Source organism: Herminiimonas sp. CN, from assembly GCF_000622895.1.
In the GTDB taxonomy this organism is placed as follows: domain Bacteria; phylum Pseudomonadota; class Gammaproteobacteria; order Burkholderiales; family Burkholderiaceae_D; genus AVCC01.
The window spans coordinates 1-13076 of the sequence record NZ_AVCC01000086.1 but is presented as its reverse complement, the minus strand read 5'-3'; the positions used below and the strand labels follow the sequence as shown (position 1 = coordinate 13076).

At 59.7% G+C, this 13076-nt stretch carries 15 protein-coding genes and 1 pseudogene; 6 read left to right on the top strand and 10 right to left on the bottom strand.

Translation table 11 applies throughout. The features are described 5' to 3' along the window. A pseudogene (locus tag HMCN_RS20155) lies at positions 1-440 on the bottom strand (IS1595 family transposase); the annotation flags it as partial. 171 nt (positions 441-611) lie between these two features. Here HMCN_RS20155 and HMCN_RS0114905 point away from each other — a divergent pair. Further along, the gene (locus tag HMCN_RS0114905) at positions 612-839 is read left to right on the top strand and encodes an IS5 family transposase (RefSeq protein WP_025918126.1); all 228 of its coding nucleotides are present in this window, start codon (positions 612-614) and stop codon (positions 837-839) included. Between the two features lie 101 nt (positions 840-940). Here the strand turns inward: HMCN_RS0114905 and thiD are convergent, their stop codons facing one another. After that, positions 941-1813 carry a bifunctional hydroxymethylpyrimidine kinase/phosphomethylpyrimidine kinase gene (gene thiD, locus HMCN_RS0114900; RefSeq protein ID WP_025918125.1) on the bottom strand — a complete coding sequence of 291 codons (873 nt, stop codon included), beginning with the start codon at positions 1811-1813 and terminating at the stop codon, positions 941-943. 28 nt (positions 1814-1841) lie between these two features. Next, positions 1842-2684 carry a hydroxyethylthiazole kinase gene (gene thiM / locus HMCN_RS0114895; protein WP_025918124.1) on the bottom strand — a complete coding sequence of 281 codons (843 nt, stop codon included), beginning with the start codon at positions 2682-2684 and terminating at the stop codon, positions 1842-1844. A 373-nt stretch (positions 2685-3057) separates the two neighbouring features. Between thiM and HMCN_RS0114885 the strand changes: the two genes are divergently transcribed. The 4 genes from HMCN_RS0114885 to HMCN_RS0114865 all read left to right on the top strand — a co-directional run bounded on the left by HMCN_RS0114885 (position 3058) and on the right by HMCN_RS0114865 (position 7201). After that, positions 3058-3969: an ABC transporter substrate-binding protein gene (locus HMCN_RS0114885; RefSeq protein WP_162174155.1), complete on the top strand. Its 912-nt coding sequence runs from the start codon at positions 3058-3060 to the stop codon at positions 3967-3969. Positions 3970-3990: 21 nt separating this feature from the next. Continuing rightward, positions 3991-6015 (top strand): diguanylate cyclase domain-containing protein, encoded by a 2025-nt coding sequence (locus HMCN_RS18375; RefSeq protein WP_162174154.1) that lies wholly within the window; start codon positions 3991-3993, stop codon positions 6013-6015. A gap of 236 nt (positions 6016-6251) precedes the next feature. Continuing rightward, a complete protein-coding gene (locus HMCN_RS0114870; protein WP_025918121.1) occupies positions 6252-6704 on the top strand; it encodes a hypothetical protein in 453 nt (150 codons plus the stop codon). Positions 6705-6712: 8 nt separating this feature from the next. Then, positions 6713-7201, top strand: coding sequence for a hypothetical protein (locus HMCN_RS0114865; RefSeq protein ID WP_035627389.1), 489 nt, complete (start codon positions 6713-6715; stop codon positions 7199-7201). A 252-nt stretch (positions 7202-7453) separates the two neighbouring features. Here HMCN_RS0114865 and HMCN_RS0114860 read toward each other — a convergent pair whose 3' ends face one another. Together HMCN_RS0114860 and HMCN_RS0114855 are read right to left on the bottom strand one after the other, a co-directional pair. Then, the gene (locus HMCN_RS0114860) at positions 7454-8821 is read right to left on the bottom strand and encodes an ATP-binding protein (protein WP_025918119.1); all 1368 of its coding nucleotides are present in this window, start codon (positions 8819-8821) and stop codon (positions 7454-7456) included. Next, a complete protein-coding gene (locus HMCN_RS0114855) occupies positions 8818-9483 on the bottom strand; it encodes a response regulator (RefSeq protein WP_025918118.1) in 666 nt (221 codons plus the stop codon). Before HMCN_RS0114855 ends, HMCN_RS0114860 begins: the two co-directional genes overlap by 4 nt. A gap of 12 nt (positions 9484-9495) precedes the next feature. Here HMCN_RS0114855 and HMCN_RS0114850 point away from each other — a divergent pair, with 12 nt between their 5' ends. Continuing rightward, positions 9496-9699, top strand: a complete 204-nt coding sequence (locus HMCN_RS0114850) for a hypothetical protein (protein ID WP_155837590.1) — start codon at positions 9496-9498, stop codon at positions 9697-9699. Positions 9700-9962: 263 nt separating this feature from the next. Here the strand turns inward: HMCN_RS0114850 and HMCN_RS0114845 are convergent, their stop codons facing one another. The 5 genes from HMCN_RS0114845 to HMCN_RS0114825 all read right to left on the bottom strand — a co-directional run bounded on the left by HMCN_RS0114845 (position 9963) and on the right by HMCN_RS0114825 (position 11937). Further along, the gene (locus tag HMCN_RS0114845; RefSeq protein ID WP_025918116.1) at positions 9963-10517 is read right to left on the bottom strand and encodes a cytochrome b/b6 domain-containing protein; all 555 of its coding nucleotides are present in this window, start codon (positions 10515-10517) and stop codon (positions 9963-9965) included. Further along, on the bottom strand, positions 10517-10852 hold the full coding sequence (locus tag HMCN_RS0114840; protein ID WP_238552184.1) for a PepSY domain-containing protein: 336 nt from the start codon (positions 10850-10852) through the stop codon (positions 10517-10519). Before HMCN_RS0114840 ends, HMCN_RS0114845 begins: the two co-directional genes overlap by 1 nt. Positions 10853-10921: 69 nt before the next feature. Beyond that, complete coding sequence (locus HMCN_RS19450; protein ID WP_155837589.1) at positions 10922-11134, bottom strand: hypothetical protein; 213 nt, start codon at positions 11132-11134, stop codon at positions 10922-10924. Further along, the gene (locus HMCN_RS0114830) at positions 11131-11424 is read right to left on the bottom strand and encodes a hypothetical protein (RefSeq protein ID WP_025918114.1); all 294 of its coding nucleotides are present in this window, start codon (positions 11422-11424) and stop codon (positions 11131-11133) included. Before HMCN_RS0114830 ends, HMCN_RS19450 begins: the two co-directional genes overlap by 4 nt. Before the next feature lie 174 nt (positions 11425-11598). Next, positions 11599-11937, bottom strand: coding sequence for a hypothetical protein (locus HMCN_RS0114825; protein WP_155837588.1), 339 nt, complete (start codon positions 11935-11937; stop codon positions 11599-11601). Between the last annotated feature and the right edge of the window lie 1139 nt (positions 11938-13076).

Sequence of the window (13076 nt, the reverse complement as noted above, 5' to 3'; positions counted from 1 at the left end):
GTCTGCGCTTTCTGCCGGGCCGGCGACTGCAAAAAGCGGTGGCGCCACTTGAAGCTGGTGTTTTTGGCCACGCCGCAGCAGTTTGCCGCCTGGCGCACGCTCAAGCCGTCAATCAAGGCCTGGGTGTAAGTGAGCCACCGGTCCTTGTGGCGCAGGCGCGCCAGCGGGGTGTGCGTCAGGGCATTGAAGGTGTGCCGACATTGGCGGCACCGGTAGCGTTGTAACCCGCAGCTGATGCCCCAGCGCTGCAGTTGGGTGTTGCCGCAGTGCGGACAGAGCGGCTTTTCCTGCAAACCTTGCTCGATCAACCGGATGACTTCTTCTGTATCCCCCCGCCGGTCCAGTTCACTGCGCAGGCGCTCTTTTTGCCCACGGTTCAGTGCATTTAGCTGCGCCAGCCACGTTTTGAAGTTCGCTGTTTTCACGGCTTTGCCCTCCATAAACATTGAATGTCAAAGGTTGGACAGCAATTCAACAGCAAAGTGCTACATAGCCATTGTTTGGCAGGGTCAGCAAAATTCTGAATCCAGAACCACATTGCGTGCCGCCCGATGATGATGCTCAAACCGGGCTTGTTTGCTGAAGAAGAGCGTGGCAGCTGACGTGTGAAGATGGGCGATCCGCTGCTTGGCCTGTCCGGGCATGTCGACTTCGCCGCGCTGGCCGCAGGCATCGACACCGCGTCGCCACGTCCGTCGCGCGCCAAAGGTGGCCGGCCACCGTATCCGACGGTTCTGATGATCGAGATTCTGGTGCTGCAACGACTCTACAACCTGGCCGACGACGCGCTCCCGACTGGCGCTGGCTTAATGCAGGCAACGGGCTGCCCTTGTTACTAGATGGAGTATGTTTAACTACCGCAGTTAAAATATGCGGTAAATTCAATAAAAATGGCAATACCCCTTGTTTTTACTGAAATCGCCTGGTTCCCGGGTCTGGATCAGGCCATCGGCACAATCGGCAATTTTTGCAGCGGCAGCGGCGCATGGGCGTGATTCAGCGGCCCGTGGCCGTGGCCGGTGCGCACATCGGCGCCGTGCAAGATCGCCTGATACACATAGCTGCGCGCCAGTTGCACCGCTGCGGCCAGATCGTGGCCGAGCGCGAGATAGCAGGCGATCGCCGACGATAGCGTGCAGCCGGTGCCGTGGGTATTGGCGCTGACGATGCGCGCACTGGCCATGCGCAACAGCGGCCGGCCCGGCTGCAGCAGGATGTCCACCACTTCTTCTCCGCGCAGGTGGCCGCCTTTCAGCAGCACGGCCGGTGCCCCCAGCTGGATCAAATCGCGGGTTGCGGCGGCCAGCTGCGCCTCGGTTTCCACCGCCCGCCCGAGCAGCAGCGCGGCCTCGTCCAGATTCGGCGTCACCAGCGTCGCCAGCGGGAACAGCTCCCGCACCAGCACGGCAATGGTTTCCTGCGCGATCAGGCGGTCGCCGCTGGTGGCCACCATCACCGGATCGAGCACCACCCGCGGCCATTGGTAGCGCTTGATCGCCTGTGCCACCACCATCACCACTTCCGGATCGTGCAGCATGCCGATCTTGACCGCATCGACCCCGATGTCGCTTTGCACCGCATCGATTTGCTGGGCCAGTATCTCGGCCGGCACCGCGTGGATCGCCGTCACTCCGCAGGTGTTTTGCGCGGTGATGGCGGTGATGGCGGTCATACCGAAGCAGCCGAGCGCGGCAAAGGTCTTCAGGTCGGCCTGGATGCCGGCGCCGCCGCCGCTGTCCGAGCCGGCGATGCTGAGCACGCGCGGGTAGCGAAACGGCAAGCCGGGCTGGCTGGAGCAGGGTGGTTGGGTCACGGGCGAATCCTCACGATCAGATGTCTTGTCAGCCATGCACGGTGAACTTCAGGCGCGCGATGAAGCTGGCGCGGTCGAGCAGCTGCAGGCCGTCCAGCAGCTGGATTTGCAGCGTGCCGACCCCGCCGCCGGCCCCGATGACCTGTTCGGCCGCCGATTCGCCGACCACGCCCAGATACGCCATCGCCGCTGCGGTGGCGCGCCAGGGATCGGGCTGGACCGCGGCGAAGGCGCCGATCATCGCGCTGGCCGAACAGCCGACCCCGGTCACCTTGGTCATCCACGGATGGCCGTTGGACAAGCTCAGCCAGCGGCCCTGATGGTCGACCACGTGATCGTCGGCGCCCGACACGCACACCACCGCGCCGGTCGCTGCGGCAAGATTGCGCGCTGCCGCCAGCGCCGCGTCCGAAGATGCCGAACTGTCGACGCCGCGGGTCGAGGCCGACAGGCCGGACACGCTCATGATTTCGGACGCATTGCCGCGTATCGCGGTCAGGCGGCCGGCAGCCATCAGCTCGGCCAGCGCTCGATTCCGGTACGCGGTAGCGCCCGCGCCGACCGGGTCCAGCACCACCGGGATGCCGCGCGCATTGGCCTTCTTCAGCGCCAGCTGCATCGAGACGATCCAGTCCGGCTCCAAGGTGCCGATATTCAGCACCAGCGCCTGCGCAATCCCGGCCATCTCGGCTACCTCTTCATGCGCATGCGCCATCACCGGCGACGCGCCCAGCGCCAGCAGCACATTGGCGTTGTAGTTCATCGCCACGAAGTTGGTAATGCTGTGCACCAGCGGGGCGTTGGCGCGCACCGCCGCGACATCGTCCCACAGGCTTTCGGCAGTAATGGTTGATGCGGTTGTTGCGCTCATGTCAAGTCCAAGGGCAGGATGGCGGGGTTTTCTTGCGGCTGCTTGCCGTCGCCGCAGTCGCGGCAAATTATCGCATTGCGTCGGCAAATCAGAAAGTTTTCGGGGCGGCTCGCGCCCGGCTTACAATCTTGCCTGTTTGAAATTCATGCTGCCCGACCATGCATTGCTGCTGCAGATTGCCGACGACGGGCAGTCGGCCGCCTGTGATTGTCAAGAAGCTTGAAATACCCGGTACGAATCAATAAAAACGGAGCATATTTTGTCGCAGCAGCTATCGCATCATGTGATTTTTCGCCGCCTTCGCCTTCGCCTTCGCCTTCGCCTTCGCCTTCGCCTTTGGCTCATTGCCGCCATTGCGCTGCTCGGCTTGCCCGTGCAGGCAGCGCCACTGACGCTGGCGGTCGCCGATCTGCCGGTGAGCGCGCCGGTTCTGGTCGCCAGCGCCGAAGGTTATTTCGCAGCCGAAGGCTTGGCCCTGAATATTATTCATTGCGTCAATGGCAAGCACTGCCTGCAGCACCTGCTCGACGGCGAGGCGCAATTTGTCACCGTGGCGGAGACTCCGATCGTATTGTCCAGCTTTGACCGGTCCAATTTTTCCATCATTGCCACCTTCGCCAGATCGACCACAAGCAACAAGTTGGCGGTGCGCACCGATCGCGGCATCCGCTCGCCGGCCGACCTGGCGGGCAAGCGCATCGGCATCGTCCAGGGCACTTCCGGCCATTATTTCACCGATACCTTCCTGGCTTACAACGGCATCGACCAGGCCAGCGTCGTCATGGTGCCGACCGCGCAAAACGATCTGGTGCCGGACCTGGCCAGCGGCAAGCTCGATGCCGCCGGCTCCTTCGAGCCGTTCGGCTACCAGGCCCGGCGAGCGCTCGGCAATAAAGTGCAATTCCTGAAAAATCCGATGATATTCGACGAGACTTTTCACCTGGTGGCCGCCAAATCGATGATCGGCGCGCACGATGCCGATATGCTCAAGCTGCTGCGCGCGATCGCGCGCGCCAATCGCCTGATCAAGGATGCGCCGCAACGCGTGCGCGCCATCCTCGGCAAACAACTCAAGAGCACGCCGGAACTGATCGATGCAGTCTGGCCCGACTACCGTTACGAACTGTCGCTGGAGCAGTCGCTGCTGACTTCGCTGGAAGGACTGGCGCGCTGGGCCAAGCGCGAAGGCTTGGTCGAAAACCCGCAACTGCCGAACTATCTCGATTTCGTCTATGCGAAGCCGCTGCAGGCGCTGGATCGGTATTCCGTTACTTTGGTGCAATAAGCCATGCGGATTCAGCGAATATTGCTTATTTGCATCGCGATCGCGATCGCCTTGAGCGCGGCGTGCCTGACCATCGCTGTGCTGGCCACCCGCAAGGCCGGCGAACTCAGCGCGCAGCAGGAGCAAGTGCAGCGCATTTCGCGCGAAGCATCGGGCATGCTGGCGCTGGCGCAGGATTTCATGCTGCACGGCAGCCCGCGCTCGGCGCAACAATGGCGCATCCGGCACCATGCGTTGACGCTTGTCTTGAAACCGCCGCTGCCCGCGCAAACCGACGCTGCCGGAACAATCGGCACCTTGCGCGACATAGCGCAGCGCCTGCCGGCACTGCTGGACGAACTGGAATCGGCTCCGGCGGCGAGCCACAGCCGAATTGCACTGGTGCGGCGCGAAATGCTGGCCGACCATCTGGTGGGCGAAACCCAGCGCATTACCGAAATCGCGTATCAGCTTGCCGAAAACATCAATGAGCAGCAACGCGCCAATGCGCTGCGGCTGGAATTGCTGCTGATTGCCTTGCCGCTGGCGTTTCTGCTGGTGGTGCTCGGGCTGGGCGTGCTGATCGCACGCCGCATCCTGCGCCCGATTCGCGCGCTGCATGCAACCGCGCATGCGGTCGCATCGGGCCGGCTGGAAGCGCGTTGCGGTTATAGCGCGCCAGATGAATTCGGCGATCTGGCGCGCGACTTCAACGCGATGACGCGCAGGCTGGAAAGCCGCCGCGCCACGCTGGCCGAAAACGAACGCAAGCTGCGGGCGCTGACCGAGCATCTGCCGGCGCTGGTGTCGTACGTCAATCGCGATCTGCAGTACCAATTCTGCAATGCGCAATACGAGCGCACCTTCGGCGTTCTGCCCGGGGCGTTGCTCGGCAAACGGTTCGGCTCCTTCATTAGCGCGGCGGAATTCGGGCGCCTGCAGCCGCATATCGAAACCGCGCTGCGCGGCGCATCGGTGCAGTTTGAAACGCAAATCAACGCGCGCGACGGCGTGATCGACATTCTGGGCGAGTTCGTGCCGGAACGCGACGACAGCGGCCAGATCACCGGCTTTTACATGATGCTGCTCGATGTCAGCGAGCGCCGCAAGGCGCAACGGCAACTGGCCGAGGCCTATGCGTGGCAGCGCGCGATCCTGGCCAGCACCCAGTATGCAATCATTGCCACCGACATCGACGGCGTGGTGCGTTCGGTCAACCCGGCTACCGCCCGCATGCTCGGCTACGATAAAGCAGAGCTGATCGGCCTGCGCCTGCCCGCGCACCTGCATGATCCGGCCGAAATCGCCCAGCGCGGGATCGCGCTGTCGGCCGAATTCGGGCGGGAAATCAGCGGCTTCGAAGTGCTCGCAGCGCATGTCCGGGACGGCGAGGCCGAAGAGCGCGAGTGGACTTACCTGCACAAGGATGGCACGCGCATTCCGGTCAGCCTGTCGGTCTCGGCGATTCGCGACGCCGACGATGCGGTTACCGGGTTTTTGGGAATCGCATCCGACATTACCGAACGCAAGCGCAGCGAAGCCTATATCCGCCACCTGGCGCACCACGATGTGCTGACCCAGTTGCCCAATCGCGCGTTGCTGAACGACCGCATCCAGATGGCATTGCACCGCGCCGAGCGCAGCGCGCAGCGCGTCGCCGTCATCATGCTGGATCTGGATAACTTCAAGAGCATCAACGATTCGCTCGGGCATCACGTCGGCGACTGCCTGTTGCAGGCGGTCGCGCAGCGGCTGCTGGCATCGGTGCGGCCGGCCGATACGGTGGCGCGGATGGGCGGCGATGAGTTCGTGATATTGCTTGACGGCATCAATGACGGCGCCGACATCGGCCGGATCGCCGACAACATCCTGGCGCGGATTGCCGAACCGGTGCTGCTCGAGTCGCACCGGATGACGGTCACCACCAGTCTGGGCGTCGCAGTCTTCCCCGACCACGGCATGGACGCCGACACCTTGCTCAAGCGCGCCGATGCCGCCATGTACCGGGCCAAGGCCAGCGGCCGCAACGCTTGCTGCATGTTCACGCCGGAAGCGGCGCAGGACTGATGTTGCGCATTGCCCGACGAAAAGCGCGAACAAGCTCCGATGTGTTTGCTGAAAATAAGGAGTATTGCTATTTTTATTGCAATTGCCGCTTATTTTTATTGCGGATATTGAATATACCAATGCCAGTACATGATGTGGCCCAGGCCGTTGTTTTTCGCCGCCATCACGCTGCGCCGGATCGGAGCAGGCATCGCGGGCGGGCAACCGGCGCATGCATTTGGTGTATCCTTGCCGGCATGAATAATGAAACCGACATCCATCTCAGCGGCCCGTTCGAGGTCACCGACGCAGCCGGCCGGACCCGCAAAATCCAGGCGATTCGGATCTTCGATGAAGGCTATGGAATCATCGACGTGTATGTCGACTTCGCAGCATCGATACAAGGCGAGCGCCTGTATCAGGATGCGGTCCTGATCCAGCAGATTCTGGCCCGGCTGCGTCTGCTCGGCTATGTCGGGCCGGACTTCGGCCATGGCGATCTCGGCTTGCAGGACGACAAGCTGATCGTGCTGGAGGCGCCGGAGGAATTCAACGTCTTCGCCGCCAGCAAGGGCTGGAAGAATCTGGCGGAAGAATTTACCGAGGACTTTACCGGCGATACCGAGGCCGATCCTGCCGGCGCTGACAGCCATGCCGGTTCCGCTTCCAAAACCCAACTCGATGCGCTGTTGCGCAAGTTCAAGGCGTAGTGGCCGGCATGTCGATCGAGCAGGAATCTGAATCTGATCTGCGCACGCAAGAGCCGCGCTTGTGGCGCGACACTGGCTGGACCGCGCGCGTCATCAAGAACGAGGACGACGAGGGCTGGGCGGTCGCTATGATCAGGGATGACGAATCCGAGCCGGCCCTGGTCGGCCCCTGGACCATGGGGCGCGACAAGAAAAACCCGAAGCCGCTGGACGCCGCCGCCTTCCGCACCCTGGTCAAGACCGCCGCGGAAGTCTTGCGCCGGCACGAGCAGCAACTGCATGCAACGCTGCACAAGAGCGTCACGCTGACCGCGCGCTCGGCCGTGCTAACCGTCACGCTGGACATCGTTCCGGACGAAGACCATCCTTACGCACTGCTATCCGCACACGATGAGGCCGACAGCCAGATTGCCCGCGTGAAGGTCGCGCCGCATTTCAAGCTGAACCGGGTCAGCGCCGCCGCATGGGTCGAGGACGAGTTCCGCCAGCCAGGCTGACCGTGCTCCGGCCCGGGCCGGGCAAATTCCTCTATGCCATTCGCAAATCCTCGATAACAGCCGACGGCGGCGACCAATGCGCTCGACCATGAAGCCGGCATCGCCAAAGTCCAGGAGCGGTTGGGGCATGCCAGCATCGCGACTACGCGGATTTACGACCGCAGGAAAATGCGGCCGGAGGACAGCCCGATCTTCAAGGTTACATATGTGTTGATTGTTCAGTGCCTTGGCTTCATATTTTTTCGTGCCGCATCAATGGGATATGTTCCCATTGGGGAACAATATACTCACACCAAGTCCTGTGCCATGCAAGCCAGTTTCCAATGTAATCGTGGCGCGGTGCACCTGCGCGATGCGCTCGACAATCGACAGGCCCAGGCCGCTGCCGCTGGTGCCACTGTCATCGGCGCGATAGAAGCGGTGCAGCACGCGCTCTTTATCCTGCTCCGACAGGCCGGGTCCGTCATCCCTGACGGATAGGCTGATGCGTTCTCCCACCGTCTGAATCCCGATCTCGATGCTGCCTTGTGGCGGCGTGTAGCGGATCGCGTTGTCAATCAGGTTGCCGATTAGTGCTTCCAGCAGCACCGGATCGCCGCGCATCCGGAACGTGTCCGCAGCATTGACGCTGAGGTCGATCTCCTTATTGAGCGCGCTGTCGGCATAACGGGCGGCAGATTGTCGGGCCAGTTCGCCCAAGTCGATGGTTTGCTGCGACTCCGGGGCAAGATGGTCGAGCCGGGCCAGCATCAGCAACTGTTCGCTCAGGCGGGTGGTGCGGTTGATGCCTTCAATGATGCCGTGCAGTGCCTGGCCCTGTTGCTGCCTGTCCTGTGCTGCCAGCGCGACTTCGGCTTGCACCTTGATGGCGGCCAGCGGGGTGCGCAACTCGTGGGCGGCATCGGCGGTGAAGCGGCGCTCCTGATCCATGGAGTGCGACAGCCGTTGCAGCAAACCGTTGAGGGAGGCGATCAGGACCTGAACTTCCTTGGGGACGCTGTGCAGGGTGATCAGGTCGAGCTTGTTTGCGCTGCGGGCGGAAATTGCTGCCGATAGCGATTGCAAAGGCCGCAGGCCGCGCCCGATGCTAAGCCAGATCAGCAGCGCCAGACCCGGCAGCCCCAACAACAGGGGCGCCAGCATGCGGCGCATGATGCCGCCGGCCAGATGGCTGCGTTGCTGCGCATCTTCAAACACGCGCACCTGGAAGCCGTGTTTCTGATTCCAGAGCGCCAGCGTGCGCCAGGTCTTGTCTTGCGCCTGGATGGTGTCGAGGCCGCTACCTGCGCGGAACGGGATGTGTGGCGCGCTGGCGTTGTGCAGTAGCAGTTGACCATTTGCATCCCACACCTGGAACGGCAGCGCCTTGCCCTGGCGGTCTATATCGCCGTCGTGGTCTTCGATGACCTCGCTTGCGCCTTCGTTACTGACCAGGCGTTGCAGACGCTTCAAGTCCAGCAGCAGGATGATGCGGGCGCCTTGTTCCAGCCGGGCATCGAACAGTTCGCTGATTTCTTCGCGCGATTCACGGTAGCTGAACACGGCCATTGCGCTCCAGACGACCACCAGGCTGGCCATGATCATCAGCGTCAGGCGCTGCCGCAGCGAAAGTTGTTTCATTGCGTCTCCTTGCGGATCAGGTAGCCGACACCGCGGATGGTCTTGATCAACTGGTCGCCGAGCTTCTTGCGCAGGTTATGGATGTGAACCTCGATCGCATTGCTTTCGACTTCCTCGTTCCAACCGTACAGACTTTCCTCCAGCCGCGCCCGCGACAGCGCGATGCCCTTGTGTTCCAGCAAATCAACCAGGATTGCGCATTCGCGTGCAGACAGCTGGATGGTCTGGCCATCCAGCATCACCTGCAATGAGGCTGGATCGACTCGCAGCTTGCTGTACTCGATGACGGCGCTGCTGCGGCCATGGGCGCGGCGCAGCAGCGCGCGGATGCGGGCCACCAGTTCGGCCAGGTCGAACGGCTTGACCAGATAATCGTCGGCACCAGCATTTAGGCCGGCGACCCGGTCCTGCACCGTGTCGCGCGCGGTCAGGATCAGTACCGGAATATCGCGCCCCTTGCTGCGCAAGCCTTGCAGCAGATCAAGGCCGCTCATGCGTGGCAGGCCCAGATCGAGCACCAGCAATTCGTAGTCGACCGCATCCAGCGCCAGTGCTGCCGCGCGGCCATCCAGCGCACGATCGACGGTAAATCCGGCCTGTTTCAGGCCTGCCTCGATCCCTTGTCCGAGTAGCACATCGTCTTCCACCACCAGCAAACGCATGTGTTTTCCTTTATGAGCGAGCAGCTTGCAGTATGTCGGCCCAGCGTCTCAATCGGCGCGCTTGCGTCCGGCCAGCATCGACCTTATCAGGTTCTCGCGGTACCGCAGGCTGCTGAAGAGGACGCCGGCAAGGTGGATGTCCACCAAGATCATTACCGCGCCGGCTCGGTTGTGGCCGAGACGGCGCTGCTTGGGCCGCACATCAGAGAAAACTGAGGCGGCACCGTCGGTTGCGGCTCCTTATACCGGAGTTCCGGTTAATAGAATAAAGGTAAGCAGAACAGCAATTGCAAGTTCAAAAACAACAATTAATGATTTCATCATGATCTCCTTGTGGTAGTGATTTGAGCTTTAACCGTTTCAATTATTTAATCTTCCGGTTTTACCTGTGCTTTAGGCACTTCACCTGCCAACCAATTGAACCACCGGTAGTTTTCACAAGCAATAATTTCATGCTTACCTCTCTCCCATCCAGCGCCTCAATCAGCGCGCTTGCGTCCAGTCAGTATCGACCTTATTAGGTTCTCGCGATGCCGCAGGCTGCTGAAGAGGACGCCGGCGAGGTGGATGCCCGCCAATATCAGGATGCCGTTGGCACCTGCTTCATGCACCTCTCCCACCCAATCGGAACCCCAGAAGGCATCCGTGGTCGTCATCCAGCCGGTAATGCCGGTGGCGGCCACCATTGCCAGCAGCGCCAGGATCATTACCGCGCCGGCTGGGTTGTGGCCGACAGAGCGCTGCTCCCGGCCCGCCACGACGTCTTTCAGGTATTGCCAGAACCGCCCGAACGACGGGACGAAGCTGGAGAAGCGCGCATGATGGCTACCGACGACTCCCCATGCCAGGCGAAAAGCGACCAGCCCGAGTGCCACATAACCCAACGCCTGATGCAGCGTCCCGCCGTCATCGCCCAACAGATACGCACCGAAGAAGGCGAGTACAAGCGACCAATGGAAAAGGCGCACCAGCGGGTCCCATACGCGAATCGTGGCGCCACCGGCCCCCGCTGTTGCGCGCAGAGCGGTTTTCATTATTTGCCTGCCTCCCCGACCACGGCGCCATCAACCGGGTTGACGAACAGCTCGACCTTTTTCCCATTTTTGTCCTTGGCATAAACTTCGTAGCAGCTATTTCCAGCCTTGCCAGCCTTGACGCGCCCGACGTTATAGCCCTGCTTTTCGAATTTGGCCTGCATGTCCTTTGTCGTCATCCATTTGGACTTTGGTTCGCTGGTGCAGGAGCCGTCGTAGGTGGATGCAAGCGCAGAAAAAGAAAGGGTCGACAGTGCGGCCACGGCCAGCAATTTGATGTGCAATGCGTTCATGATATTTCCTTTAAAAGCTAGGTTGAGATGGGTACGTGCCATGATGTCTTGCCAGCACGGTGTCAGAATGACGACCAAAGCTGAAGCGAATCTTAAGGACTGCCCTGCCTGTCAATGATTGCCATTTTTTTGCATTACATATTTTGGCAAACAGCGCATCACGATTTCAGCGTTTGCGCGCTGTTCCCAAAGGACCACTAAAGCCACATTGAGGGAGTTCCCGAAAAATTTCGGTTGCGCCAACCCTTCAGCCTTTGGCCTTGTTTTCCCTTCATCCGCGCTGCGCCCGGAGGTAAAGACAGCGACGCGGCCGGACTGGATCACTGCTTCTGCTCCGGCTTTACCGAAAGGAGCGTGGATTTGACGGGCAGATGATAGGACGGGCGTTCCCACAGAACGGCATTCACGCGGGCGGGCAAGGGGTCCGCTTCGGATTTAGATACTGCAGGAAGTGCAACCGCGGTGGTCGCCGGTGTATGGCTCAAGAGACGACCGAAGCTCGCGACGACTTGATCCGGCGCTTCCGCAGAAGGCGCGTAGGTTGAGGCGAACACGGAGACCGATATGGCGGACAGCACGACAGCGAAAGTGGCTTTCAGTAACGACTTATTCATGATGCTTCCTTTCAACAAATGAGTAGTTGGGTGCCGTGGTGGCACGATGAAAGGATGCGTCCGATAACTGAAGCGAATCTTAAGCGCGTAGAGCGAAAGATGGCCTGTCCGCGTTTAGTTGTAGTAGTCCTGCCGAAAACTCGCTCTCGGGGTGGTCCTGGAAACGCAAGCGGATCATTTCCTCGAGGTCAGCTGTGCTTCAACCACGTGGTTCGCCGCCAGGATGGCCCAAACCGCGGTCATGACTGCATACAACGTGGGCTTGACGGCATCGAGCAGCACACAGTGGCCGTCCATGACGATCGTGCGCTCAAATGGATTGATAGATGGCCTGGGACATTCGGCGTTATGCGACGGCACCGCAAAGCGCTGAATCGGAGCGAACAATTGCGTTATCGAACCCATGATCTCCCCCGGCATATCGGGTTGGGGCGGCACCCAATCCGGACTTTCACACCAGTTAACGCAGACGGTATTTGTCACATTGACGTTCGGCGTGTTGATCACATTCACGTTGTTAGGCGTGCCGGGCGTTGGGTTGGGATTTGGATTCGACCCGGGGTCGGTTGTAGGCGTCGCCTCGGGTGAAATCGGCACGGTAGCTTAAGCGTCGTGCGGTAGTGCGTCACCCTTCAAAGACATACAAAAAAGCATTGCAGGTCTACGGTACAAATTTGGCACAGTCAGTGCGCCAAAAAATGCGCCAAAAAACGCGCAATATTGCATCAATCTGCAATGCAACGCATCACCTAACTCATTGATTTTTATGTTAAAAACTGGTGCGGCTGGCTGGAATCGAACCAGCGACCCTTGGCTTCGGAGGGCAATAAGAAAAATTGTTCTATAGTAATTTTATATGTTGTAAATAGGCGTAAGCTGTTGATTTTATAGTATTTATAAATTTACATTGAGTAATTTATATAAACGCTTAACGCCTTAATATCACTATTTTGTTAATTTTTCATGGCACAGACTAATCTCTGAAGTTATTAAAATTACGACATTAAGCCTGTTTTGTTTTCTCTAAATTAACTATCGAAAACGCTTATAGACGGACAGACGGAAAGGATGAAAACCACTGCCGGCGTCAACTGTAAAAATTTCATAAAAGCAACATCAACTATTGGCTATAGCGCCTATCAAAAAAATGCGCGATGCTTCTGACAAGTATGTGATCGCACCGACAACAAAAAAATGACCAATTTTATCGTCCTCCTTGGCGAACTCGATGCCCACGCCCTGCTAGTCCTTCGTGGATAAGATGCTGAGCTGCGAGGTGGAGTAGACAGCAAGCGACACATGTGGCAGGCTGATGCGAATGGTTTATCTAACAATCAGCTTCGGTAGATTAATTTATTGACGAGGTAACTAGGACGAATGACGAACTCAGCTTGGCAAACGTAATTCACAAGGAGAGATATATGGGATTCTATATAGTGGTTGCTGGAGTCGCGGTCGCTTCGATCTTGGTCACTTGGTATGCATGCAAGCATGGTGGTGAATGAGCATGCCTACATCCACGCACCTTAAACAATTAGAGGTGGTCCCGGAAATTCGGACAGTTGGATAGGTGGGCGCTTTGCTTCACAATCTCGGCCATCAGGCCGAATGCAGGAGCAAAAGCATGACCAAGAGAACCAGACGGAACCACT